Annotated in this window: 22 protein-coding genes and 1 tRNA gene; 6 read left to right on the top strand and 17 right to left on the bottom strand. The window is 65.7% G+C overall.

The window, feature by feature from the left end; genetic code table 11:
• Positions 1-239: 239 nt before the first annotated feature.
• The gene (locus tag OXG30_10650) at positions 240-1,001 is read right to left on the bottom strand and encodes a hypothetical protein (protein ID MCY4135352.1); all 762 of its coding nucleotides are present in this window, start codon (positions 999-1,001) and stop codon (positions 240-242) included.
• Between the two features lie 154 nt (positions 1,002-1,155).
• Positions 1,156-1,440, bottom strand: a complete 285-nt coding sequence (locus OXG30_10645) for a hypothetical protein (protein MCY4135351.1) — start codon at positions 1,438-1,440, stop codon at positions 1,156-1,158.
• Positions 1,441-1,493: 53 nt separating this feature from the next.
• Here OXG30_10645 and OXG30_10640 point away from each other — a divergent pair.
• Both OXG30_10640 and OXG30_10635 read left to right on the top strand, forming a co-directional pair.
• A tRNA-Arg gene (locus OXG30_10640) sits at positions 1,494-1,568 on the top strand.
• Between the two features lie 159 nt (positions 1,569-1,727).
• On the top strand, positions 1,728-2,765 hold the full coding sequence (locus tag OXG30_10635) for an integrase arm-type DNA-binding domain-containing protein (GenBank protein ID MCY4135350.1): 1,038 nt from the start codon (positions 1,728-1,730) through the stop codon (positions 2,763-2,765).
• A 28-nt stretch (positions 2,766-2,793) separates the two neighbouring features.
• Here the strand turns inward: OXG30_10635 and OXG30_10630 are convergent, their stop codons facing one another.
• The 4 genes from OXG30_10630 to OXG30_10615 all read right to left on the bottom strand — a co-directional run bounded on the left by OXG30_10630 (position 2,794) and on the right by OXG30_10615 (position 4,898).
• On the bottom strand, positions 2,794-3,687 hold the full coding sequence (locus OXG30_10630; GenBank protein ID MCY4135349.1) for an IS3 family transposase: 894 nt from the start codon (positions 3,685-3,687) through the stop codon (positions 2,794-2,796).
• A 145-nt stretch (positions 3,688-3,832) separates the two neighbouring features.
• Positions 3,833-4,000 carry a transposase gene (locus OXG30_10625; protein MCY4135348.1) on the bottom strand — a complete coding sequence of 56 codons (168 nt, stop codon included), beginning with the start codon at positions 3,998-4,000 and terminating at the stop codon, positions 3,833-3,835.
• Between the two features lie 202 nt (positions 4,001-4,202).
• On the bottom strand, positions 4,203-4,631 hold the full coding sequence (locus OXG30_10620) for a type II toxin-antitoxin system VapC family toxin (protein ID MCY4135347.1): 429 nt from the start codon (positions 4,629-4,631) through the stop codon (positions 4,203-4,205).
• A 3-nt stretch (positions 4,632-4,634) separates the two neighbouring features.
• Complete coding sequence (locus OXG30_10615; protein MCY4135346.1) at positions 4,635-4,898, bottom strand: type II toxin-antitoxin system prevent-host-death family antitoxin; 264 nt, start codon at positions 4,896-4,898, stop codon at positions 4,635-4,637.
• A gap of 216 nt (positions 4,899-5,114) precedes the next feature.
• Here OXG30_10615 and OXG30_10610 point away from each other — a divergent pair, with 216 nt between their 5' ends.
• From OXG30_10610 to OXG30_10600, 3 genes are read left to right on the top strand one after another with little or no spacing between them, the layout of a single operon-like run.
• Positions 5,115-5,606: an FAD-dependent oxidoreductase gene (locus OXG30_10610; protein MCY4135345.1), complete on the top strand. Its 492-nt coding sequence runs from the start codon at positions 5,115-5,117 to the stop codon at positions 5,604-5,606.
• Positions 5,579-6,052 carry an FAD-binding oxidoreductase gene (locus OXG30_10605; protein MCY4135344.1) on the top strand — a complete coding sequence of 158 codons (474 nt, stop codon included), beginning with the start codon at positions 5,579-5,581 and terminating at the stop codon, positions 6,050-6,052. The genes OXG30_10610 and OXG30_10605 overlap by 28 nt, the downstream gene beginning before the upstream one ends.
• Positions 6,053-6,061: 9 nt before the next feature.
• A complete protein-coding gene (locus OXG30_10600; GenBank protein MCY4135343.1) occupies positions 6,062-6,400 on the top strand; it encodes a hypothetical protein in 339 nt (112 codons plus the stop codon).
• Positions 6,401-6,508: 108 nt separating this feature from the next.
• On the opposite strand, the gene xsc is transcribed toward OXG30_10600, so the two are convergent.
• From xsc to OXG30_10545, 11 genes are all read right to left on the bottom strand, one after another.
• A complete protein-coding gene (xsc, locus tag OXG30_10595) occupies positions 6,509-8,275 on the bottom strand; it encodes a sulfoacetaldehyde acetyltransferase (GenBank protein ID MCY4135342.1) in 1,767 nt (588 codons plus the stop codon).
• A gap of 59 nt (positions 8,276-8,334) precedes the next feature.
• Entirely contained in the window at positions 8,335-11,148 is a 2,814-nt protein-coding gene (locus tag OXG30_10590) for a molybdopterin-dependent oxidoreductase (protein MCY4135341.1), read from the bottom strand.
• Positions 11,149-11,162: 14 nt separating this feature from the next.
• Positions 11,163-12,677, bottom strand: coding sequence for a polysulfide reductase NrfD (gene nrfD / locus OXG30_10585; GenBank protein MCY4135340.1), 1,515 nt, complete (start codon positions 12,675-12,677; stop codon positions 11,163-11,165).
• Positions 12,674-13,297, bottom strand: a complete 624-nt coding sequence (locus OXG30_10580; protein MCY4135339.1) for a WHG domain-containing protein — start codon at positions 13,295-13,297, stop codon at positions 12,674-12,676. The genes nrfD and OXG30_10580 overlap by 4 nt, the downstream gene beginning before the upstream one ends.
• Before the next feature lie 91 nt (positions 13,298-13,388).
• Entirely contained in the window at positions 13,389-14,318 is a 930-nt protein-coding gene (locus OXG30_10575) for a phosphate acyltransferase (GenBank protein ID MCY4135338.1), read from the bottom strand.
• Complete coding sequence (locus tag OXG30_10570) at positions 14,315-15,379, bottom strand: ABC transporter permease (GenBank protein MCY4135337.1); 1,065 nt, start codon at positions 15,377-15,379, stop codon at positions 14,315-14,317. The genes OXG30_10575 and OXG30_10570 overlap by 4 nt, the downstream gene beginning before the upstream one ends.
• Positions 15,379-16,152, bottom strand: a complete 774-nt coding sequence (locus OXG30_10565) for an ABC transporter ATP-binding protein (protein ID MCY4135336.1) — start codon at positions 16,150-16,152, stop codon at positions 15,379-15,381. The genes OXG30_10570 and OXG30_10565 overlap by 1 nt, the downstream gene beginning before the upstream one ends.
• 712 nt (positions 16,153-16,864) lie before the next feature.
• Positions 16,865-18,850: an ABC transporter substrate-binding protein gene (locus OXG30_10560; GenBank protein ID MCY4135335.1), complete on the bottom strand. Its 1,986-nt coding sequence runs from the start codon at positions 18,848-18,850 to the stop codon at positions 16,865-16,867.
• Between the two features lie 34 nt (positions 18,851-18,884).
• Positions 18,885-20,258 carry an aminotransferase class III-fold pyridoxal phosphate-dependent enzyme gene (locus tag OXG30_10555; protein MCY4135334.1) on the bottom strand — a complete coding sequence of 458 codons (1,374 nt, stop codon included), beginning with the start codon at positions 20,256-20,258 and terminating at the stop codon, positions 18,885-18,887.
• Between the two features lie 114 nt (positions 20,259-20,372).
• Complete coding sequence (locus tag OXG30_10550; GenBank protein ID MCY4135333.1) at positions 20,373-21,341, bottom strand: pyruvate dehydrogenase complex E1 component subunit beta; 969 nt, start codon at positions 21,339-21,341, stop codon at positions 20,373-20,375.
• A gap of 18 nt (positions 21,342-21,359) precedes the next feature.
• Positions 21,360-22,346: a thiamine pyrophosphate-dependent dehydrogenase E1 component subunit alpha gene (locus OXG30_10545; protein ID MCY4135332.1), complete on the bottom strand. Its 987-nt coding sequence runs from the start codon at positions 22,344-22,346 to the stop codon at positions 21,360-21,362.
• A 52-nt stretch (positions 22,347-22,398) separates the two neighbouring features.
• On the opposite strand from OXG30_10545, the gene OXG30_10540 reads away from it, so the two are divergent.
• A complete protein-coding gene (locus OXG30_10540; GenBank protein MCY4135331.1) occupies positions 22,399-23,535 on the top strand; it encodes a dihydrolipoamide acetyltransferase family protein in 1,137 nt (378 codons plus the stop codon).
• Positions 23,536-23,806: the final 271 nt, after the last annotated feature.

The following is a 23,806-nucleotide window of genomic DNA, read 5'->3' as shown; positions in this document are numbered from 1 at the left end:
CAGTCACAGACATGATCCTTTCTGGCCCGCAGCACCCGGCCGCGGACCCTCAGACCACGCCCGATACACAAAATTCCCGAGTGTCATTGTTGTGGTTGCCGGGGCCCTCGGCCTGGGGGTTACGGTCCGGTCCTGCGCTCGGCGGTGACTCCACAAAATTTTGGCCTTGTGCCTGTTGTCAGACCTGTCGCGTCGAGTGTGGGGCCGGCAGGAGCGCTCCTGTCTTGAAGGGAGCCTGATCATCTCGACTCGGTTGTGACGAAGCGCCCCTGCCGATCCCGGACCCACCGGAACATCAATTCCAGCAGGAGCAAAGCATGACATTTCCAGTCGGGGGAATCGACCCCCACCAGGACACATTCACCGTCGGCATCGTCGACTGCCACGGCGTCGAGACCTGCTGTGAGACGTTCGCGAACACCGCGGCCGGCTACGGCGAGGCGATCGGCCTGCTCGGCGCCCACGGCGTCGAACGCGTCGGCGTAGAGGGATCGGCAAAGTGGGGCGCCCATGTCGCGATCGCTCTGGCAGCCGCCGGGTTCGACGCCCGCGAGGTCCCCGCGTCGCGCTCGGCCGCGCAGCGCCGTTCGCGTCGGCTGGACAAGACCGACGCCGCCGACGCGGTCGCCTCGGCGCGGGCGCTGTTGGCCGAGCCGACGCTCGGCCCCGTCCAGGCGCTGGAGGCCTACGACCCGCTCGTGGCCGAGATCGAGGCGGTGCTCGAGCACCGCCGAGGGCTGGTAGCAGCCAGAACGCTGACGCTGCACCACGTCGCAGACCAGATCTCCAAGCTCCCCACCGAAATACGCGACCAGCTCACCACCAGCGGCAAGATCGAGAGCCGGCTGCGCCGCCTCGAACACATCGACCCAGCCACCGCCACCACACCCGCCGGCGCGTACCGCCTCGGCCGGCTCCAGGCGTTCATAGGCCAAGACCGCGCAGCCCGCAGCGAGATCCGCCGCCTCGAACGCCTCATCGAAGAGCTGCTCGACCAGCACGGCACCACCCTGCGCGACGAACACGGCATCGGACCCATCGCAGCAGCCACCCTGGTGTGCGAGGTCGGCGACCCACGCCGGTTCGACCGCGAGTCCAAGTTCGCCCGCTGGTCCGGTCACCGGCGCCGTCGCGCTCTCATCAGGCGAAGGCAACTCAGACCCCGTCAAGCACCGGCTCGACTTCAAAGGCAACCGGCGCATCAACTCGGTGCTCCACATCGCGTCGGTCACCCAGCAGCGCAGCCAGCCCGACGCCGCCGCGTACCTCGCCCGCAAAGCCACAGAGGGCAAGACCCGACGAGAAGCCCGACGAGCCCACAAACGACAACTCGCCAACCGAGTCATCCGCCGAATGCGGCGCGACGAAAACACCCGACAACAGCCACTTGCGCTCGCCGCTTGACAAGGGAGCGTCCGACAGACCCAACTCCGGTCCCAAACCCCGCCCGCACCTTGCTACCGTTTATTTCGCGCCGTTTTTCGCGCCAGCCCGCCCACGTAGCTCAGTTAGGACAGAGCAGGGACCTCCTAAGTCCAAGGTCGCAGGTTCGAATCCTGCCGTGGGCGCTGCCGACAGTTTTCTGTTGTTGCCAGTGGGTCTGTGTTGTTCCCCATTTCCCCAGCGTAGCGACCGTTTTTGTCAGAGGTCACTGGTAGGCTGTTCCCAGTGATAATCGAGCTATCCCCAAAAAAGTGGGGGATAAATTGGGGGATGGGATGCCGCAGTTGACCGCCGCGAAGGTCAAAAACGCCGGTGTGGGAAAGCACCAGGACGGCCAGGGATTATTTCTGAGAGTGTACGAATCCGGGTCGAGATGCTGGGTTCTGCGCCTCACTGTGGATGGGCGCCGCCGCGAGATCGGGTTGGGAGGCTGGCCCGAGGTCAGCCTGGCCGACGCCCGCACACAGGCATTCGAGCACCGCGCCGCGGCAGCCAGCGGCCGCGATCCCTTGGCCGATAAACGCCGAGGCGACGTGCCGACCTTCCGGGAGGCAGCCAAGAGAGTTCTCGATGCCAACAGGGCGCGATGGCGCAGCAACCGGACCGCCACCCTGTGGTGGGCGTCGCTTGAGAACCACGCGTTCCCCATCATCGGTGATCTGGCAGTGAACCGCATTTCCCAGTCAGACGTGCTGCGGTGCGTGGAGCCGATGTGGGCGACGCGCACCGAGACGGCCCGCAAGGTCCGACAGAGAATCCGCACGGTGTTGAAATGGTGTCAGGCGCACGGTTACGTGCAGTTCAACATGGCCGGCGAAGTCATCGACGGGGCCCTGCCGCCGATGCCCCGCGTGAAGTCCCATTTCCGGTCGCTGCCCTATGGCGAAGTCGCAGACGCTCTCGCTGTTGTGGAGGAGTCCGGAGCGTCGCCGTCGGCCAAACTGTGCCTTCGGTTCGCCGTGTTGACCGCGGCCCGCTCCGGCGAGGCCCGCAACGCCACATGGGACGAGATCGACTTCGCAGCCCGCGAGTGGAAGATCCCCGCCGAGAGAATGAAGGCCGCATCCGGGCACCGGGTGCCCCATAGCGCCGCCGCTCTCGACGTGCTGGACCGGGCCAAGGACTGCCACGACGGCTCTGACTTGGTGTTCCCATCCCCGCTCAAGCCCGGCAGGCCCCTGTCGGACATGACCCTCACGAAAATCCTGCGCGATGTCGAGTTGGCTGACCGTGCCACCGTCCACGGCTTCCGCGCCAGCTTCCGCACATGGGCGCTAGAGCAGACCGACACACCCTGGGCGGTCTGCGAGGCCGCTTTGTGAGGTTCCCCCCTTTGTCCGGTCACTTGGTTTATGCGGCTTGGTCTAGTCGTTGCCGGTGGTGTTCCTCCCATTCTGTGGGGGTCAGGTAGTCGAGGGTCGAGTGGATTCGCCGGTTGTTGTAGCGGCCGATCCAGGCGAAGACCTCGCGGCGGGCTTGGTCCCGGGTCGCGAAGCGGGTCTGTGTGACGAGTTCCCTCTTCAGGGTGGCGAAGAACGACTCGACGATGCTGTTGTCCCAGCAGTTGCCCACTCGTCCGACGGATTGGCGCATCTTGTGGCGGGCCAGCGCCGAGGCGAAGTCGCCGCTGAGGTATTGCGGGCCGCGGTCGGAGTGAAAGACCACTCCGGCGGTGCGGCCGCTCCTGGTTGCGGCGGCCGTGTCGAGGGCGTCGACGACGAGCTCGGCGCGGGTGTGGTGGGCCATGGAGTAGCCGATCAGTTTGCGGGAGCCGACGTCGAGGACGGCGGCTAGGTGCAGCCAGCCCTGTCCGGTGGGGATGTAGGTGATGTCGCCCGCCCATGTCTGGTCGGGCGCGCCGGGGCGGAAGTCGCGGCGCACCAGGTCCTCGGGGGCCTGTTCGATGCCGCCGGAGCCCATCCAGCGGGGCTTGCGCCTTTTGTGGATGCCGCAGATCCCGTGGAGCCGCATGAGGCGCTCCACGCGTTTGCGGTTCACACGCTGGCCTTGCCGTCTCAGCTGTGCGGTGACCCTCGGCGACCCGCAGGCCCCGCCGGCGCCGGCGTGGACCTGTTTGATCGCCCAGACGAGCTCGGCCTCGGCCAGCTCTGCGGGTGAGGGCCCCGCCTTTTGGCGAACAGCCCAGTCGTAGAACGCCTGGCGGCCGGCGCCGGCGACATCGCACGCGGCTGTTGTCGGGAATCCCTCGGCCTTCCGGGCAGCGACCCACCTGTAGCGGGTCACTGCCCCGACTCCTTCACCCACAAGGCCGCCGCTCGCATGGCAGCTCACGCTCCATTCGAAGCTTGGAGTTCTCCCGGCGCAACCGCACCAGCTCTGAGCGCTCCTCTGTCGCCAGACCCGGTTTATCGCCCCGGTCGATCCGGGCCTAGCGGACCCAGTTCCCCAAATTCGTCGCCCCGATCCCCAGATCATGGGCCACATGGGCGACAGGCCGCTCCCCGCCTGACACCAACGCCACAGCATCGGCCTTGAACTCCCTGGTGAAACGCCGCCTGGCCCTGCCCGGCGACCCCTCCTTTTCCATCAATGACATGGTTACCTCCTAATCGAGGTGACCGGCCAAAGGGGGGATACCCACTAGAGCCACTTAGGCATTGTGGCAGATGAGGAGTAGTAATAACCACAACTTTGAACTGCCACGGTGCCCCAGGGCTTAATGCCAAGCGACGATTCCTAGGTCAGCAACGGGGCTTGGGGTAATGGGTTCGGCAGGCCCTCTAACTTCTGATTGGGCGCTACAGATCCCGAGGTGCGACCGAGACGCGCTCGGCTACCGCACCAGCGTGGAGGCGGCGATCCCACACGACCATGACGAGATCCGGAATGCCGACCTCCAAGGCGCTGGCAAGGTGTACGGCGTCGGCACCTCGCAAGTCTCGGCGCTCGGCTAAGACACCGGCTGCTTTCGCCACGCGGGCGGTCAGCTCGACCGGCCGCAGCTCCATCCAGAACCCCTCCCAAGCCTGGCGGCACGATGCCAAATCATCCTCTTCCATGTCGTGGTTGCGTCCCGCGGCTGCTAAGGCCGCGCGCACTTCGGGGTAAGCCAGTCGGCTCGACACCGCGGCGTCGCATCCATCCCAGAGTCTGGCCGCAGTGGCGCTGCCCGGCTCTTCCACGAGCAGCTTCACCAACGCGCTTGAATCGAAGTAGACGACGGCCACCGATCAGCGACGCTGCTCAGCGATCAGGTCCGAGAGGGATCGACCGGCCTGCGGCAGATCCCGGCCCGCGGCTCTGGACCTCTGGGGGCTTAGTGGCCTGGCGATCACCCCTTGTGCGGTGAGTTCCTCAATTGTCGACATTGCGTTGATGCCTATGATCCGGGCCACGGGCATGCCCCGCTCGGTGATTACCACCTCATCGCCATCCCGGACCTGATCGAGCCAATGACGTAGGTTTGCTCGCAACTCCGTAACTGCCACGTCCATGACACTAGCGTACAACTTCCCTACCTCCGATCTGTACATAATTGACTTATTTAATTACATTAAAACTTATTGATAATCAATATAACTGCATTAGCAATCCCGCGCAATAGGCATGCACAGACACCATGTCTGCGTGGAAGCAACGAAATAGAGTCGAGGTTTGGTGAATGAGGCACGTTCTTCCGCTTCGCGACGCGGGGTGGCCGCTTTGATGCGGTGGTGATTGGCGCGGGGGTGATTGGGGCGGCGACCACCTTGGAGTTGGCGCGGCGGGGGTGGCGGGTGGTGTGCGTGGACAAGAACGCGGCGGCGGGATCGGGCTCGACGCTCAACTCCAGTGCGATCGTGCGGTTCAGCTACTCGACAAAGCCAGGAGTCATCCTGGCCTGGGAGGGCCTCCACTACTGGCTCAACTGGCCCGAGTACATCGGCGTCGATGACGAGAACGGGCTGATCGAGTTCCGCCAATGCGGAAAGCTGATGCTGCTGACCGAAGACTCCGACCATCCCGAGCGGGTGCGGACCCTCTGGCGAGAGCTGGGCATCCCCTTCGAGGACTGGACCCTGGATGACCTCGCCCAGCGTCTCCCGATCTTTGATCCCGGCTGCTTCGGCCCGCCGAAGAGCCCCTCCGACGAGAGGCATTCTGGGATGAGCCGGCCGGAACGCTCACCGGGGCCATCTACTCGCCCTCGGCTGGCTACGTGAACGACCCGCAGCTCTGCGCCCACAACCTCCAGAGGGCGGCCGAGGCTGCAGGGGCCCGCTTCTGGTTCCACGCGCAGGTCACTGGCATTCTGCGCTCGGGTAGCCGGGCCGCTGGGGTCGAGTTGAGCGACGGCACCGCCATCCATGCCCCGGTGGTCGTCAACGTCGGCGGGCCGCACTCCAACGTGATCAACAAGATGGCGGGCGTCTACGACTCCATGCAGATCAAGACCCGGGCTATGCGCCACGAAGTACACATCGTGCCCTCGCCAGCGGGGTTCGACTACGAGTCGGAGGGCCACGTGACCGCCGATCAGGACACCGGGATCTACTTTCGGCCCGAGGTGGGCAACAACATTTTGATCGGGAGCGCCGATCCAGATTGCGACGAGCCCGATTGGGCTGATCCCGATCACTATGACGAGCGGGTCAGCGAGAGCCAATAGGAGGCCCAAGTGCTGCGCGCCTCGCGCCGCATGCCCGAGCTGGGCATCCCCCACCAGAAGAAAGGCATCGCCGACCTCTACGACGTGAGCGACGATTGGGTTCCCGTCTACGACCGCACCGACCTCGACGGGTTCTACGTGGCCATCGGCACCAGCGGCAATCAGTTCAAGAACACCGGAGTCGCCGGCTGTGTGATGGCCGAGTTGATCACCGCAGTCGAAGACGGCCTCGACCACGACCGCGATCCGCTGGTCATCAAGGGCCGCTACACCGGCCTGCCCATAGAGGTCGGATTCTTCAGCCGCAACCGCGACCCAGCTGCCACCTCGATGAGCGTTTTCGCCTGAGGTGGCTCGGCCCACCCGGCCCGGTCCTTCAACCTTGTACTCGGCGCCGGACCGGGATCAGGCCAAGTTTACCCAACCCCATCGATGCTGGTCCTTCTACCCTGGCTTTCAGACAAAGTCCTCGTACTTGTCTAGGTGGCGGGTGGGGCGCTTGAGGGCGTCTTTGCGGAAGGGGTCGCCCAGCTCCATGGTACACATGGCCTCGATGACGGTGGTGCGGCCGCCGTTCATCTGGGCGTCGATGGCCTTGGTCAGCGCCGGGCCCACCTCTTCGAGCTCGTTCACCCGCACGCCGTCGGCGCCCATGGCCCGGGCCACCTCCGACCAGTCTTCGCCGCCGTCGAGCTCGCCGGCCACGAACCGGCGGCCGTAGAAGTCCACCTGGTTCTTCTTCTCCGCGCCCCACTGGCGGTTGTGGAACACCACCGCGGTGACCGGGATGTTGTGGCGCACTGCGGTCATGGTCTCCACCATGCTCATGGCCCACGCCCCGTCACCGGCGTAGGCCACCGCCGGGCGATCCGGCGCGGCCTTCTTGGCCCCGATGATGGTGGGCAGCGCATACCCGCAGTTGCCCCAGCTCATGGCGGCGAAGAACGACCGAGGCTCCTCGAAGCGCAGGTAGCTGTTGGCCACCGAGTTGATGTTGCCGATGTCGGTGGACACCATGACCCGCTCGGGCATCGCATTCTCCAGCTCGCGCAGCACCTGGCGGGGGTGCATCCAGTTGTAGTGCTCCTCGGTGGCCTGCTTGATCATGTCCACGCTGAAGTCGTCGGTCTCGTGGATCCAGTCGTCCAGCTCGGCCTCCCAGCCGGCCTTGTCGTCGGCGATCTCGGCCGCCCGTTGAACCCGAGTGGCATCACACGCCAGTTCCCGGCCCTCCAGGCGCTGAAGCAGCGCCGTGGCGGCCGCGCCGGCGTCGCCGCAGATGCCCACGTCAATGGGCTTGACCAGCCCGAGCATCTTGTTGTCGGCATCCACCTGGATGATCTTGGCCTCGTTGGGCCAGTAGTCCATGTCGTGCTGGGGCAGGGTGCCGAACGGGCCGAGACGGGTGCCCAGCGCCAACACCACGTCGGCCCTCGAGATCAGCCGCATGGCCGCCTTCGAACCCTGATAGCCCAAGGGTCCGCACCATTGGGGATGAGACGCCGGGAACGAGTCGTTGTGCAGGTAGCTGTTGACCACCGGACAGCCCAGCCGCTCGGCCAGCGCCACCGTCTCGGCCATGGCGTCGCCCATCACCACCCCGCCGCCGGAGACCATCACCGGGAACGAGGCTCCGGCCAAGAGCTCCGCAGCCTCGTTCAGGGTGCGCTCGCCGCCCGGACCCCGATCCAGGCCCTGCGGCTGCGGTATCTCCACGTCGATGTCGCCATAGAAGCGGTCGCGGGGGATGTTGAGTTGCGTGGGCCCCATCTCAGAGAGGGCCCGGTCAAAGCACCGGCTGGTCAGCTCGGCCATGCGGTGCTCGTTGTTGACGTGGCCCTGGTACTTGGTGAACTCCTCGAACATCGGCAGCTGGTTGGCCTCTTGGAAGCCGCCCAGGCCGATGCCCATGGTCCCCGTCTCGGGGGTGACGATCACCACCGGGCTGTGGGCCCAGTAGGCAGCAGCGATGGCGGTCACGCAGTTGGAGATGCCCGGCCCGTTCTGGCCGATCACCACCCCGTGGCGGCCGCTCACCCGGCTGTAGCCGTCGGCCATGTGGGCCGCGCCCTGCTCGTGCACCACCGGCACCAGCTCGATGCCGGCCGGCTCGAAGATGTCCATGGCGTCCATGAACGCGCTGCCCATGATGCCGAAGATGGTGTCGACGCCGTGGGCGACCATGGTCTCCACGAACGCTTCGCTAGGAGTCATTCGGGTCATGACTCGTTCCTTTCGTGTAAGGGAATTCTCCGTTTAAAGAGATCCCGCGGGCAAGAAGATCAGAGCGCATAGGAGGCGGGCTTGGGTTTGAGCGGGCGGGAGTACCACAGGGGCCGGCGCAGACCGCCGGGGCCAGGGGCCGGACGGGTCATGGCCAGCCACTCCTGGTAGGCCTTGCGGGCTTCGGCGGTGTCCACCACCACGTCGCCAGGGGTGTCGCCGGGCTCAGCGGGCGTCACCCGCACCCGCTGATGCCAGCACTGCATGCCCGAAACCGGATCGGGCTGCACGCTGAACGTCAGATTCTGGTGTACGCCGGTATCGCTCCACCAGATCCTCTCGGTGTCGTCATCCGCGCTGGCATGGCGCTCCGGTTGGCCTCGACGGGTGAGCCGCCACCGCGTGCCGTCGTTGGAGATGTCGGCGTCGCCCCCCGTCCATGACCCGCCGTTGCCCTCATCGAGGCGCCAGCGGCCCATGTGATGCGAAGCCGCCACCACGCCGGGCCGGATGCCCTCGGTGCGCCACGCTCCGATCACGAAGTGGCCGATCCGGGTGGTGATCCTCACCAGCCCGTTCATCTCGATGCCCAGAGCCTCGGCATCGGAGGGATGGATCCACAGCGGATGGCGATGGCTGAGCTCCGACAGCCACTTGCTGTTGGCCGAGCGGGTGTGGATCAAAGTCGGGATGCGAAACGTCGGAACCAGGATGCGCTCATCACCGGAGAGGTCGAGGTTCTCCCAGTGAACATGGGAAGGAATCCAAGTAGGGGTGGCGTACTCGGGCCAGCCCCAGTCGGCCAGTGTCTCCGAGTACAGCTCCAGTTTGCGCGACGGCGTGGGAAAGCCCTCTTTGGGGGTTCCGTCCACCTGCACCGCCGGTGAGCCGTCGCCCAATCCGGCCAACTCCAAGCCGGCCAGGTCCGCCGCCGAGCCCGACCAGGTGCCGGGGGTGCCGGAGCGGCGGTACACGCCGGCATCGTCGAGGTGGCAGCCCTCTAGTTCGGCAGGGTCCACCTCCCGCTCATAGGGCTGGTACATATCGCCGTCAAGGGCATAGGCGCCCCGGTCGCGCATGTACTCCAACGGGGTCTGACCGGCCGCCTCGGCGTCGTCGGCCAAACCGGGGACCGCCGCGAACATCGACCCGTAATACTCGTCCACACTCATCGGCGTGCCGGGCCGCTCACAGCTCTCGAACCATTGGCGGATGCCCATGGAGCCGTCGGGGTCGATGCGCCACGACAAGTCGATCCAGAACTCGTTCTCCTCCCACACCTCGCCCGGGTTGAACTCGTGGGTGCGAGACCCGCTGGTCACCTCGGTGCCGCGAATCTCGGCAAAGCGGCGCAGCACCGGCTGGCGAAAGCCAATCCAGCGCCCGGCGTGGGTCTCGAAACTGGCCACATCATGGCGCTCGGCCCCCACCCCCATGGGTAGCACGTAGTCGGCGAACACCGCCGTCTCCGACCACGTGGGCGTCAGCGCCACGTGACAGGCCACCTTGTCGGGGTCTTTGAGCGCCTCCAGCCAGCTGAACCCGTCGGGGTTGGTCCACACCGGGTTGTACACCCGGCTGAAGTACACCTCGAGGCGGCCCCGGCCCTCGGCCAAAAAATGGGGCAGCAGGATCGACATCTCGTGGTGGGCCAGCGGGTATTCCCGAGGCCAGCTCAGCTCGTTCCACTGCTCAAAGGGCGGCGCGCCCGCCGGGTGGGGTGCCTTGTACTTGTTCCAGCCGTTGCCGGTGGTGCCCCCCACCGTGCCCACCGAGCCGGTGAGCACATTGAGGAAGAACAAGCACCGGGCCGTCTGCCAGCCGCCCAGGTTGCCAGCGGCTGCGGCCCGCCAGTTGTGGGAGGCGAACTTGGTGGGATGGGCGCCGATGATCTCGGCGATCTCGATGATTTGGGCCGCGGGCACCCCGCACACCCGTTCAGCCTCCTCAGGGGTGTAGGCCGCGTAGTCGTCCAGCAGCGCCGGGCCCACCGAGTCGAACTCCACCGGCCGGTGCGGATGGCACTGGCGCAGATACACCTCCCAGTTGGTCCAGCGCCGCACGAAGTCGCGTTCCCAGGTGCCGTTGAGCACCAGCAGCCGGGCGATGGCCAACAGCAAGAAGGGCTCGGTGCCGGGCCAGGCGGGCAGCCAATAGTCAGCCTTGGAACCGGTATTGGACAGCCGGGGGTCCACACAGATGACAGTGGCTCCCTGGCTTTGGGCTTCGACAATCCGCTGGGCGTGGGGGTTGAAATAGTGGCCCGACTCCAGGTGTGACGAGATGAGGAAGATCACCTCGGCGTTGGCGAAATCGGCCGACGGGCGGTCGTGGCCCATCCAGCTCTGATAGCCGACTCGGGCGTTGGAGCTGCACACGTTGGTGTGGCTGTTGTGGCCGTCCACCCCCCAGCACTGGAGCACCCGCTCGGCGAAGCCGTCCTCGCCGGGACGGCCCACGTGGTACATGACCTCGTTGTGGCGGCCTTCGGCGATGGCCGTGCGAATACGGATGCCGATATCGCCCAGCGCCTCGTCCCAGCTCACCCGCTCCCATTGTCCAGAGCCCCGCTCGCCGGCCTGCCGCAGCGGATACAGGATGCGCTCGTGGTCGTCGATTTGGTTGAGAGTGGCCGGACCTTTGGCGCAGTTGCGGCCCCGGCTGGCCGGATGCAGGGGGTTGCCCTCCACGCGGTCGATGCGACCGGTGGCATGATCCACGTGGCACACCAGCCCGCAGGCGGCCTCGCAGTTGAAGCAGGTTGTGGGCACCAACGTGTGATGGCGCTCCACCCGGCGGGGCCAAGCCTTGGCGTCGAGCGAGGTGGCGTCGTGCCATGTCTCGTGCGGGGGGTAGCGGTGCAATTCAGCCATAGGTCGCCATCCCACTAAGACAGCGGCACGGACTGCCCGGCCCGCACGAAGCTGTCCTCGTAGCACCACATGCCCACCACAGCGCTGATCCCGGCCACCGCCGCCAGCCAGGACCCCGCATCGGCGGCCAGGCTGACCGCAACCAGCACAGCCGGCACAGCCAGACCCAGCACTACCCCTCCGGCCCAGAACTGCCGGGCGTATCGTCCCCTGGTCATGGCCGCCACCGCCGCCTCGACGTGGGGCGTTCCCCGCCCCAAGACCTCAGCGACCACCAGCGCCGCGGTGGCCAGCACGCCTGCCAGCAACACCCACTGCACGGCGACTGGGTCGGGTCCGTCGGCAGCGAGTTCCACTACCGCGTAGCCGGCGCCCCCGGCGACAACCGCTTGGGCCAGCAGCGTGGGCAGAACCAGGGGCGACTGCCATAGATCGCGGCCCTCGCACTGGGCGAACAAGAATGCCGTGTAGCCCGCGGTGGCCAACCCCAGCAACGCGGCGGGCGCGGCCAGCACTTGCAGTGCCCCGACGGAATCGACCACGCCGGCAATGAACCACGCCGCGCACACCGCGGCGAACGCCCCGAGCACCGCCGCGCCCTTCACCAGCCATGATCGGCGGTTGGCCCGAGTAATCAGGTAGTAGAACCGAGCGGGCTGGCGCAGGTCGCCCACCAAGAGCACGCCGGTGAGCGCCAAGAACACCCCCGCGGTTACCGCCGGCGCCACCCCCACCACCGCCTGTTCTCCACCGTGGCCGAGCAGAACCAGCAGGGCGGCCACCATCATCATGCCCGCGGCCACCGCCTTGGTCACTAGATAGCTCGACACTTTGGCCTTCCAGGTCATTTGGTGGGCTGTGGTGTAGGCGGTGCGGGCCTCCACGCTGTCACTGCCGAGATCGGCCGTCGGATGCTGGGCGGTGGTGTCGGCCCAGATCATCCCGTCGCCGGCGATGGCGGTGCGCAACGGGTCGAGCGACGCCGCATCTGCCCCCCGGTAATGCACCTTGGGCCGGGTGTTCTGCTCCGGCGTCCGCACTGCGGTGTCGCTTTGGGCGATGAGCTTGGTGGTCTCATCATCGGGGTCGTCAAGATCGGCCACCTTGATGGCATGGGTCGGGCACACCACCACACAGCTCGGCTCAAGATCCTGCTCGATGCGGTGGTTGCAGAAATTGCACTTGTTGGCCGTGTTGGTGACCGGGTTGATGTATATGGCGTCGTAGGGACAGGCGTTCATGCACCCTTTGCAGCCGATGCAGTTGTCATCGTCGAAGTCCACCACCCCGTTGTCGGCCCGGAATAGGGCGTTGGTAGGACATATGGAGATGCACGGGGCGTCGTCGCAGTGGTTGCACCGCATCACCGAGAAGTGCCGACCGACATCGGGAAACGTGCCGGTCTCGATGTATTTCACCCAGGTTCGGTTCACCCCGAGGGGCACGTCGTGCTCGGCCTTGCACGCCACCGTGCAGGCATGACACCCGATGCAGCTCTCGCTGTCGAGGAGGAATCCGAGTCGGGTCACGCAACGCTCTCAGGGGTCATCTGGGGCTTGCGGGAGAGCCGCTGGATTCCGGCGCACAGCAGCTGCACGAGGTGGTCGAAGGTATCCTCGGGATCGTGGGGCAGGGGATGACCGTCGCCTGATTCGAGATGGCTGAAACCGTGAAAGGCGCTGCGCAGGGCGCGGGCCGCGTGCACCTGGTCTTCCTCGGTGAGGTCGTAGCCCCGCAGCGTTTGGCCCAGTACGGCCAGCACCCACTCCACCGCTGCTTCCAACTCATCGTCGCCGGCGCACGGGTAGCGATCGGTGGCCGCGTAGATGCCGGGATGATCCCGAACCATCTGCCGCCAGGCGTGGCCCACCGCCGCCACCGAGTCGTCTCCCGAGAGGCCCACCGCGGCATCGGCCAGCCGCTGGGCCAGAATCTCCCGTCCCCGCAGGCTGAGGCTGCGGAGGAGGTCGTCGTATCCGCCGATGTGGCGGTACAGAGCCGGCTGGCGCACGCCGAGCTCATCGGCCACCCGGGTCAGGGTTAGCCGATCGAGCCCTTCGCTGTCGGCGATTCTCGCCGCGGTGGCGATCACCCTGGCGCTGTCCAGCGGTAGCCGCTCCGGAGACTTAGCTCCCTTGCGTTGAGTCATATCCCCCGTCCTTCCCTGCCCGCTCCCGATTCCCAGGGGTGGATGGCAGGCAAGTTAGCAGCTATAGCGAATTTGTTAGAGCCCAATGACATCAGGGACAACCCTTCGCAGCCTGGCAAGCCGCTATCACGGCCACCATGGCGATGTCGTCCGCGCTGCAACCCCGCGACAGGTCGTGGATCACCCGAGCTGTTCCCTGAAGCAGCGGTCCATAGGCCCGAGCTCCAGCGAGGCGCTCGGTAATCTTGTAGGCGATGTTTCCCGAGTCGAGATCGGGAAACACAAACACGTTGGCCCGACCGGCCACCTCCGAGTCGGGTGCCTTGGCCGCCGCCACCTGCTGATCCCAGGCCGCGTCGAACTGCATCTCCCCGTCGACGGCCAGCGCCGGCATCCGCCGGCGCACGATCTCGGTGGCCGAGCGAACCCGCTCCACCCGCGAGCCGTCGGCACTCCCCTTGGTGGAGTACGACAGCATGGCCACCCGGGCCCTCTCCCCCGCCAGCTGCTCATGGGTGGTGGCCGTCGAGATGGCGATGGAGGCGAGTTGGTCGGGGCTGGGATCGGGGACCACGCCGCAATCGCCGTAGGTGATTGGAGTCCCGTCGGGCAGCACCAAGAGGAAGCAGCTGCTGATGGTGTCGACGCCCAGGGCCAGGCCGATGCAGCTCAGGGCGGCCCTCACGACATCCGGCGTCGGCCGGCTCGCGCCCCCTACACAGGCATCGGCCTCGCCAGCCGCCACCATGAGGGCGGCGACGTGGAGTGGGTCGCCCAAATCGATCTTCTCGACTTTCGGCGAAATCGCAATCTGCTCTTGCACGGCTGGCGAGCAGTAGTTCGCTGGGTCGTCGAGGATCACGGGATCGGCCAGACCCTCCCGTTCCAGATACCGGGCGGCGGCCCAGGCCCGCTCGTCGCCTCCGTCGGCCAAAACCACCCGCCGCTTCGAGGCGCGCGCCCGCTGGCGCCACGACTCGGTGATGGGGACGTGGCCCGCGGCTGGCTCGAGTTTGGTCAACCCTTGCCCCGCCAGGGGATGAGCCGCTTCTCAGCCATGCGCATGGCCACGTCCATGGTCACCCCGAGGATGCTGATGAGGATCACCGCCGACAACATCAGATCGAGCAGGAAGAACTGGCGGGCCTTGAAGATGGTGAATCCGAGACCGGAGCTGGCCCCGAGCAATTCAGCGGCCACCAACGTGCCCCAACACACCCCGATGGCCACTCGCAGCCCGGTGAAAATCTCCGGCAGCGCGTTGGGCAGGATCACGTGGCGCAGCACTTGGGCCTTGGACGCGCCCAGCGAATAGGCGGCATGCACCTTGGTGGTGTTCACCGCCAGCACTCCGGATCGGGCGGCGATGATCATGATCCAGATGGCGGCGAACAGGAGCAGGTTCACCTTGCCCTCCTCGCCGATGCCGAACCAGACGATGAACAGGGGGATCAGCGCCAGCGGCGGGATGGGCCGCAACAGCTCCACGATGGGGTCGAAGATGCCCCGCCAGCGGCTGGAGAGGCCCATGGCCAGGCCGATGGGCACCCCGATAGCCACCCCCCAGAACAAGCCCTTGGCCAAGCGGCTGAAGCTCAGCCACAGGTGCTGCCACAGGGTGAACCCGCTATAGCCGTTGCGGGCGAAGTCCCAGGTGGCGTCCCACACCTGGCCCGGGCTGGGCAGGGTCGACTCGCTGAGCCACTGCGTATAAGAGCACGAGGGCAGCCCGGGGAAGTCCCCCGGGTCGTCGGCGGCCCGGTCGCAGTCTCGCAGCAGGTCGCGCTGGCCGTAGCTCTCGTCTTCGGAGAGCCCGGCCCGCACGTCGTCGGCGTAGTCGTACCAGGCCTGGGGCAGTCCCCACACCCGGGTGGATATGAACCACAGCGCCAAGATCACGATCAGGCTGAAAATGGTCCACCGCAGCGCACCGCTGACTTCGGCCGCGTCGCCAAAGGTCACCGTCTTGCGGGTGCTCTGGCCGGTCTTGCCCCGGAACAGCCAGTTGAAGGGCCAGTTCGCGGTGCGGTTCTGCTGTTCGATGTTCTCTTTCACGGCGTGCCCGCCCGGTCCCTCTACCATCAGGCACCTCCTCCCGTGCCCATGATCTGTTCTTCCATCTCCCAGATCATCGTGAGGATCTCCTCTCGGGTGTCGATGAACTCCTGAGACGTCTTCAGCTCGCGGGCATCCGCGGTCAGCGCCTCCTGGGCGAAGGGAAGCTCGTAGGTCCGCTCGATGCGGCCCGGCCGCGGCGCCATCACAAAGAGCTGGTCGCCCAAGTACAGCGCCTCCTCCACACTGTGGGTGACCAGCACGATGGTCTTGCCGGTCTCGTTCCACAGGTTGAGCACCAGGCTCTGCATCTTCTCTCGGGTCAGCGCGTCAAGGGCGCCCAGGGGCTCATCCATCAAGATGATCTTCGGATCGTTAGCCAGACATCGGGCCAAGGCCACCCTCTGCTGCATCCCGCCGGAGAGCTCGTACACGGCCTTGTCGCCAAAGTCCTGGAGCCCAACGATGTTCAGCAAGTCCTGAACTGCCTCGCGGGAGGCGGGTCGAGAGCGCCCGTTCATGCGAGCGCCGAAACCCACGTTGTCGTTCACGCTCAGCCACTCGAACAGCGCCCCCCGCTGGAACACCATGCCCCGGTCTTGGCCCGGTCCGGTGATCGGTTCACTACCCAGCCTCACGTCGCCGGAGGTGGGGGCCAGGAAGCCGGCGATGATGTTCAAAAGCGTGGTCTTGCCGCACCCCGACGGCCCCAGCAGGGTGAGCAGCCGGCCCGGTTCGAGCGTAAAGGAGACGTCCTTGAGCGCCTCCACGCCGCCTCCGTCGGGCAGCTCGTACACCATGCCGAGCTCCTCCACGACGAGGGGGCTCTCCGTTTTGGACTCCCGGGCGACCTCCACCTTGGACGGATCGAAGTGCACCTCGGGCCGCGCCAGCGTCAACCATGCCCGGGCGATTACCAGCGCCGCCACCAGCAGCCCCATATAGGGAATCGACGAATCCTCGCGCTGCAGGAAGGCCAAAATCACCGCGATGGTGGCGCTGGCCGCCAAGGCAAGCCACACGTACCAAGCCGTGGCGGCCTGCCTCTCCTCGTCGGCGCGCCGATACAGCATCAGCATGGCCAGCAGCGCCGCCCCGCCCACCAGCGAGACCACCGGCTGCCACGGCGACGCGGTATCGCGGAACGACAGAACGACGCCCCCGATGATGGCCACGCCAGCCATGATCTGGCCGATGAGGATGATACCGTCACGGGGCTGGGCGGCCCGATCCGCGCCCTTGAAACGGCGGGCCGGTGTAATGGCCAGATCAACCACCATCACCAGCACAGCCAAGGCGGCGGCAGCAAGAAGTGCGACCGAGAGCCAGTACGCACCTCGGGCGATCACATAGGTGATGCCGTCGTATACGTCGGCCAGTCCCTGAACAAACGAATCCATAGCGTCCGCCTTTGGCTTAGAGAATCAACCCAGTAGGAACTTAGCTGTTCCGCAATGAGCTCCCAGCGGGGGCGGGCTTGGAGGGAATTACACCCGCCCCCGCTGCCAGTGCTCAGTTGACGGCTTGGAGGAAGCTGGTGTCGACGAAGCTGTCGTAGCTGGGCAGTGCCGAGGCGATCTCGCCCTGGGCGACGAAGAAGTCCATCTGGTCCTTCATCACCTGCTGGACGGTCCCGCCGAGCCAAGCCTCTGACAACTGCACGTCCTTCTCGGGGAACGAGAAGGCGTCCAACAGTGCGATCGTCGGCGCACGCTCCATGTCCGCAGCTCCCGCGATGGTGTCGATGAACGGGTCCCTGTCGTCGTTGTACGCCCGGTTGGCGTCCTCGGTCACCTGCAAGAAGCCGGTCAACAAGCTGGGATAGGTGTCGGCAAAGTCTCCGGTGGTGGAGATGATGTCGAATACGCGGATGCCGATGGCCTCCTGCTCGGAGCCGGTCATAACCAGGTTGCCGCCGTTGGCGACCATCTGGTTCACCGCGCCGCCGAACGCGCACGCCATGGCCACCTCGCCCGAGTCCAGCGCGGCCACCGCAGCCGGGCCGCCCTCAGACTGGATCAGCTCCACGGTGGCGGTATCCACGCCGAGGTACTCAAGCATCTTCAACAGCTTGAAGTGCGTCACGTTGCCCAAAGGCGTGTAGATGCTCTGGCCCGCCAGGGTCTCCGCCGCATTGTCCGCGGTGATCCCCAAGTCGGGGTTGGCCACGCAGTTGTCGGCATCGGCATAGCTCACCGCCACACCGATCAACAGAAGATCCGAACCGCCGGTCACGAAGTTGGCGAACGGCGTCAGCCCCTGCGAGTAGGAGATGTCAATGTCGCCGGCCTCCATAGCCTGGGCCATGTCGCCGCCCGAGGCGAACGGAATCCAGTTCACCGTCAAACCCAGCACATCGTCATAGGTCTGGCGGGCCTGGGCCACCTGGTTCGCCGTCGGCCACTCCAAGAAATACGCCACGTTCAACTCATCGGGCTTCGCCCGACCTTCGACGGCCTCCAGGAAGCTGGTGTCGACGAAGGAGTCGTAGCTGGGCAGCGCCGATTCAATCTCGCCTTGGGCGACGAAGAAGTCCATCTGGTCCTTCATCACCTGCTGCACCGTCCCGCCGAGCCATGCCCGCGAAAGCTGCACGTCCCTTTCGGGGAACGAGAAGGCGTCCAACAGTGCGATGGTCGGCGCACGCTCCATGCCCGCCGCTCCGGCGATGGTGTCAATGAACGGCTCCCGGTCGTCGTTGTAGGCCACGTTGGCGTCCTCGGTCACCTGCAAGAAGGCGGTGACGACGTCGGGATGCTCGGCGGCAAACGTGCCGGTGGTGGAGATGATGTCGAACACACGGATGCCGATGGCCTCCTGCTCGGAGCCGGTCATAACCAGGTTGCCGCCGTTGGCGACCATCTGGTTCACCGCGCCGCCGAACGCGCACGCCATGGCCACCTCGCCCGAGTCCAGCGCGGCCACCGCAGCCGGGCCGCCCTCAGACTGGATCAGCTCCACGGTGGCGGTATCCACGCCGAGGTACTCAAGCATCTTCAACAGCTTGAAGTGCGTCACGTTGCCCAAAGGCGTGTAGATGCTCTGGCCCGCCAGGGTCTCCGCCGCATTGTCCGCGGTGATCCCCAAGTCGGGGTTGGCCACGCAGTTGTCGGCATCGGCATAGCTCACCGCCACACCGATCAACAGAAGATCCGAACCGCCGGTCACGAAGTTGGCGAACGGCGTCAGCCCCTGCGAGTAGGAGATGTCAATGTCGCCGGCCTCCATAGCCTGGGCCATGTCGCCGCCCGAGGCGAACGGAATCCAGTTCACCGTCAAACCCAGCACATCGTCATAGGTCTGGCGGGCCTGGGCCACCTGGTTCGCCGTCGGCCACTCCAAGAAATACGCCACGTTCAACTCATCGAGCATCATCTCCTCGGGGGCGTCGGGAGCCTCGGGGGCGGTCGCCTCGTCGGGGGCAGCATCGTCGTCGTCATTGCCGCAGGCCGCAACAATCAACCCCATCACCATGAGTAATGCCAGTAGTCGCTTCATAATGGTTCCTCCATATCGATGGATGTTTATTGCCTCATTTCAAGGCCTTGAGCCAACCGCCCACGCGGTTGAACACCTGGTCGACCCGGCTCAGCAGGTCGTCGATCACTTCAGCGTCAGCCACCAGCGGCGGCGAGATCATCAGCATGGCGGCACCGCGGGAATCTGGTCGCACCAGCACCCGCGCCTCCCTCACGAACCGGTCCAGTGCCCCGCCCGGCAGCAGCGACGCGAACTCGGCCTCGGTCAGATCGGTACCGGAGTCCCGGTCCCGCATCAGCTCCACGGCGTAGAAGTAGCCCGTTCCTCTCACATCTTTCACGCAGGCGTGGGACGCCATCAGATCGCGCAGTCCGCCAGCCAGCCGGCTCTCGTTTCGCAGAACGTTGGCCATGACTTCCTCGTCGCGCAGCGCCGTCATGTTGGCGGCGGCGACGGCAGTGGAAACGGGATGGCCGCCGAATGTGGACCCGTGGACATACATGGCCAGGGAGGAGTCCCACACTCGCTCCAGCAGCGAGCCCCGCACCACGAGGCCGCCCAAGGGCACGTAGGCGCTGGTGACGCCTTTGGCAAAGGTGATCATGTCGGGCTCTGCGCCGAAGCGCTCGCTGCCGAACCAGTGTCCGAGACGACCGAACGAGTTGATCACTTCATCGGCGCACAACAGCACGCCATGGGCGTCACAGATACGGCGCAGCTCCCGCCAGTAGCCCTCTGGGGGCACCAGCGCGCCGCGGCCGTTCTGTACCGGCTCGGCGATCACCATGGCCACTGTTTCGGGGCCCTCGGCCACGATGGCCTCTTCGATGGCGGTCACGCAGGGCAGCTCAGCGGCAGATTGACCGGCCTCGAGGTGGCAGCCCAATGTGTTGGGCACGTGCCGCACCGGACCGGTGAGCAGGGGCAGATACGGGTCTCGCAGGTTGGGAATGCCAGCCAGCATGAGGGCACCGAGGGTGGTGCCGTGGTAGGCCCAGTTTCGAGCGATCACCTTGTGGCGCTGCTCGTCGCCATTGGCCAAGTGGTAGCAGCGGGCGAACTTGAGAGCCGACTCCACCGCCTCCGAACCCGAGTTCACGAAGAACACCCGGTCGAGTTCGTCGGGGGCGACCGCGGCAATCATCGAGGCTGCTTCCACCGACGACGGATGAGCGAAACCCCAGTTGGAGTAGAAAGCCAGCTTGTCCATCTGCTTGGCCGCCGCCGCGGTCAGGTCGCTGCGACCGTGACCGAGGTTGGTGCAGAACAGGCTGGAGAGACCATCGAGGTACTGGTTGCCGTCGGTGTCCCATACGTAGCAGCCCTCGCCGCGGTCGATCACCACCAGACCGTCCGCCATCCATGCGTCGCCCCGCGTGAAATGGGGAACGAGGTGACGTTGAGCCCGCTTGCGATCGTCAAGCATCTACCCCTCCCCCCTGGATGCCCTGGAGTTGCGTGAGTTAGACGCTATACAAATGAGTTAGACAGCGCAATAGATCTGGAAGAAGTTCTAATTGATCAGTTATGAGGTATGGCTTTACTCCATGAGGGCGCGGGCTTCGGCCACGATCTTGTCGGCGCTGGGCAACAGCACCTTCTCCAAGTCGGCGCTGAACGGCATGTGGGTGTGCGGCGTAGTCACCCGGGCTATGGGGGCCTGAAGGCTCCAGAATCCATGCTGGGCCACCACCGCCGAGATCTCCGACGCCACCGAACCCATCTCGTGGGCGGGGTCGGCAATGAGCAGCCGACCGGTCTTGGCCACCGACTCGAGGATGGTGTCGGTGTCCATCGGCACGATCGACCGCAGGTCGATCACCTCTACTGAAATCCCCTCGGAGACAAGCTGTTCGGCAGCAGCGAGGCCGAGTGTGATCGCCCCGGCCACCGTCACCACGGTCACGTCGGTGCCCTCGCGCCGCACGGCCGCCTGGCCGAGAGGCACGATCAGATCGTCGTCGGGGACCTCGCTGCTCTGACCCCAAAGGCTGCGGTCCTCGAAGGTGATAACCGGGTTGTCGTCGCGGATAGCCGCCTTGAGCATTCCCTTGGCGTCGTGAGGGGTGGCGGGGGCGATCAATTTGAGCCCGGGAATGGTCATCAGCGTGGCGTAGGGGCGGTCGGAGTGCTGGGCCGCATTCGAGACCCCGTACATCATTGGGGCTCGCAGCGTGATGGGCAGTCGGGCCTGGCCGCCGTAGGTGTAGGTGGATTTGGCGATGATGGAGACGATTTGGTCGAAGGCCACGTACATGAACGGAGCGATCAGCATGTGGACGATCGGCCGCATCCCGACCATGGCCGCGCCAGCACCGGCCCCGACAAAGCCCGCCTCGGAGATCGGCGTGTTGCGAACCCGTTCGGCGCCGAACTTCTCGACCATGCCGGTGCAATCGCCCATCATGTTCCAGGCCACATCCTCGCCCATGATGAAGACGCTCTCGTCGCGCTCCATTTCCTCGGTCATCGCTTCGGTAACCGCCTGGATGTAGCTCACGGTGCGCATGGTGAGTTCCTCCTGCGATCAGCCCGCGCTCGGGGCGGGGTCGGCGAACAAGTGGGTGAAGGCGGCCTCGGGCGGCGGCACCGGGCTCTGGCGGGCGAATTCGATGGCGGCAACGATTTCCTCGCCCACGGCGGCGTCGAGATCGTCGATTTGCTGCTCGTCGAAGCCCCGCTCAATGAGAACCTGGCGGAACAGCACCAGCGGATCGCGTTCGGTGCGCCAGTACTCCACCTCCTCGGCCGACCGGTAGTGCTCGGGCAGCCGGCCTATGGCGTGGTTCTCGAACCGATAGGTCTTGGTCTCCACCAGGCTCGGGCCGTCCCCACGGCGGGCCCGCTCCACGGCCTCGCTGACCGCCTCGAAAACGGCCAGCACGTCTTGGCCGTCGACGGTCACCCCGGGCATGTCGTAGCCGACTGCTCTAACCGAGATGTCCTCCACCGAGATCGCATCCTTGGCCGAGGTGAGCTCGCCGTAGCCGTTGTTCTCGCACACGTACACCACGGGGAGCTTCCAGATGGCGGCCAGGTTTAACGACTCGTGGAACGTGCCCTGATTCGATGCGCCGTCGCCGAAGAAGCACAGGCTCACGTTGTCGTCGCCCCGCATCTTGTAGGCCAACGCCGCGCCGGTGGCCACCGGGAGTCCGGAACCGACGATTGACGTCTCGCCAAGGCTTCCGATGCTGAAGTCTGACAGGTGCATCGACCCGCCCTTGCCCTGGTTCACGCCGGTCTCCTTGCCCATCAGCTCAGCCAGCAGCCGATCGAGCTGAGCGCCCTTGCCGATTGGATGCCCATGGGAGCGATGAGTCCCGACCATCGAGTCATCGATGCGCAGCGCCATGCACGACCCGACGATCGACGCCTCCTGGCCAGTAGAGGTGTGGAACGCGCCATATAACTCCCCGGCCAGCAGCAGCTCCTTGGTGGTGTCCTCGAATTTTCGGATACGGGACATCCGCCGATACATCTCCCGCAAGAGATCGTCATCGACTGTGATCATCGGCTCACCCTTCTCTGTGGAAACGCCCTGCCGATGGTATTCGGAACCGCGGATGATGATGGCTAGTCTCCACGACAACATGGCTACCGAGGTGCGGCTCCCCCAGTGGAGCATGGGAATGGAAGAGGGCCAAGTGGTCACATGGCACAAGCAGGTGGGCGATGTGGTGGCCGTAGACGAGCCCCTGGTCGAAATCGAGGCGGAGAAGACCACCGACGACGTGCTCGCCCCCGTAGCCGGGACCATCCTCGAGATCCTCGTCTCCGAAGGAGCAACAGTGCCGGTGCTCACGGTATTGGCGCTGATCGGCGAACCCGGCGAGGCGGTAGCCAGCCCAGCGCCGGACCGGCCCTCGGTGCAGATCACCCCGGTAGCCCGGCGCACGGCCAAGGAATTTGGCGTCGATCTCGGGGCAATCACCGGCACCGGCCCGGGCGGGCGCATCACCGAGTATGACGTGATCAGCCACGCCACCGACACCCCTGCCGATGCGGTGGGAGAGCGAGCTCCGAGCCCGACCACCACCGTGCCGCTGACCGGTATGCGGAGGATCATCGCCTCGCGGATGCACGAGAGCATCCAGTCGATGGCCCAGCTCACCCTGACCCGCCGAATCGACGCCACCGAGCTGATCGCTCTTCAGCAGGCATTGAAAGCCGATGGCGCTGACGTTTCGGTGACCGACTTGGTGCTCAAGGCGGTCACCGTCGCCCTGGCAGAACACCCGGCTCTCAACGCCACCCTCGAAGACGACGTGATCACCCAGCATGCCCGAATCGACCTCGGTGTGGCCGTGGCGCTCGACGACGGTCTCATCGTGCCGGCGGTGCGCGACGCCGCCGCCAAATCACTGACCGAACTCTCAGCTGAAGTGCGCGAACTAGCCGAGAGAGTGCGCGCCAAGACGGCCAAGCCCCCCGAGATCACCGGCAGCACGTTCACGGTCACAAATCTGGGGGCTTATGGCATCGACGGATTCACGCCGATCATCAACCCGCCCGAGGTGGCCATACTCGGGGTAGGGCAGGCCGTGGAGGTGCCGGTCCGCGACGGCGACGAGGTGGCCTGGCGCCAGATGATCACCTTCAGCCTCACCATCGACCACCGCGCCGTGGACGGAGCCCCCGGCGCTCAATTTCTCCAGTCCCTGGCAGAGATCATCGCCGATCCGACCGCACTCAACGACTGAGCGCCACTGGAATTCTCGGCGCGAGGTCCCCGGCACGGCATTCAATCGCTCGGAGACGTTCAATCACCAGGCCCAGTCGAATCCTGCACCCCATCCGCCGGATACATCAGCGCGTGGAACGAAGCAGGGTTTTGCGGATGGTGGTGGTATCCTAAGTGCCTCGCCGAAAATTTCGGTAGTCGAGTTCGCAGTCAGGGTTTCGTCTCTGGCCATGTGTCGAACATCCGACACTGCGTTGCTGCCACGCCAACCACTTCAGGCATCAGCAATT

The organism is bacterium (assembly GCA_026708015.1).
In the GTDB taxonomy this organism is placed as follows: Bacteria; Actinomycetota; Acidimicrobiia; order Acidimicrobiales; family Bin134; genus Poriferisocius.
This window is presented reverse-complemented; position numbering and strand designations above follow the sequence as displayed.

Excerpts from the sequence above, each read along its gene's own strand:
- OXG30_10625 (MCY4135348.1), bottom strand. The coding sequence starts at position 4,000 with ATGTCATTGATGGAAAAGGAGGGGTCGCCGGGCAGGGCCAGGCGGCGT.
- OXG30_10560 (MCY4135335.1), bottom strand. The coding sequence starts at position 18,850 with ATGAAGCGACTACTGGCATTACTCATGGTGATGGGGTTGATTGTTGCG.
- OXG30_10545 (MCY4135332.1), bottom strand. The coding sequence starts at position 22,346 with ATGATCACAGTCGATGACGATCTCTTGCGGGAGATGTATCGGCGGATG.
- OXG30_10580 (MCY4135339.1), bottom strand. The coding sequence starts at position 13,297 with ATGACTCAACGCAAGGGAGCTAAGTCTCCGGAGCGGCTACCGCTGGAC.
- OXG30_10565 (MCY4135336.1), bottom strand. The coding sequence starts at position 16,152 with ATGGTGTACGAGCTGCCCGACGGAGGCGGCGTGGAGGCGCTCAAGGAC.
- OXG30_10540 (MCY4135331.1), top strand. The coding sequence starts at position 22,399 with ATGATGATGGCTAGTCTCCACGACAACATGGCTACCGAGGTGCGGCTC.
- OXG30_10550 (MCY4135333.1), bottom strand. The coding sequence starts at position 21,341 with ATGCGCACCGTGAGCTACATCCAGGCGGTTACCGAAGCGATGACCGAG.
- xsc (MCY4135342.1), bottom strand. The coding sequence starts at position 8,275 with ATGACCCGAATGACTCCTAGCGAAGCGTTCGTGGAGACCATGGTCGCC.
- OXG30_10615 (MCY4135346.1), bottom strand. The coding sequence starts at position 4,898 with ATGGACGTGGCAGTTACGGAGTTGCGAGCAAACCTACGTCATTGGCTC.
- OXG30_10570 (MCY4135337.1), bottom strand. The coding sequence starts at position 15,379 with ATGGTAGAGGGACCGGGCGGGCACGCCGTGAAAGAGAACATCGAACAG.
- OXG30_10555 (MCY4135334.1), bottom strand. The coding sequence starts at position 20,258 with ATGCTTGACGATCGCAAGCGGGCTCAACGTCACCTCGTTCCCCATTTC.
- OXG30_10590 (MCY4135341.1), bottom strand. The coding sequence starts at position 11,148 with ATGGCTGAATTGCACCGCTACCCCCCGCACGAGACATGGCACGACGCC.